General features: G+C 45.3%; 1 pseudogene. It reads right to left on the bottom strand.

The features are described 5' to 3' along the window. Positions 1 to 644 (bottom strand): annotated as a pseudogene (locus tag JUE67_RS12795) (IS5 family transposase); the annotation flags it as partial.

Raw genomic sequence — 644 nt, 5'->3', positions numbered from 1 at the left:
AATTCTCTAGCCAACTAAAAGATCGTTCGACTACCCAACGTTGGGGCATGACTTCGAATCGATGCAACTCATTGCGCTTCGCAACCTGCACGGTTGCGTTTAAATTACTGGCTACATCGAGCTGAAAATTAACGCCTGAATAACCACCATCAACTAAGACATTTTGAACCTGGCGTAAATGCATGGCATGTAAAGCGATCATGGCACTGGCCCCGTCTCGATCAGAGACGTTCGCTCGCGTCATGTGAATGGCCTGCGGAAAGCCATTGATATCAACTGCCAGATGGCGCTTAATCCCCGAGATTTTCTTACCAGCGTCGTAACCTTTGTTTTCAGCAGTAGCGGTGTTTTTGACGCTCTGAGCGTCAACGATAATAAAGGAAGTTAAAGCTGAACGTCCTTGGTAAGTTCGCCGAGCAATGACAATTTTTTTAAAACTTGTTCCAATAAAGAATCAGCCGTAGGCTCAGCTTTAGTTGACCAAATTTTGTAATAGTTGTAAACTGACCGCCATTCTGGGAAATCACCGGGGACTTGACGCCATTGGCAACCGGTTTTCAAGACATATAGGACCGCACAGAAGACCTCGTAGAGGTCATATTTTCGAGGCTTAGTTCGCTTACGAAAATTTTCTAAAGCTGGTC

The organism is Lacticaseibacillus mingshuiensis (genome assembly GCF_016861785.1).
GTDB classification, from domain to species: Bacteria; Bacillota; Bacilli; order Lactobacillales; family Lactobacillaceae; genus Lacticaseibacillus; species Lacticaseibacillus mingshuiensis.
The sequence above is the reverse complement of the archived record's forward strand: the minus strand, read 5'-3'. Positions and strand labels throughout refer to the sequence as shown.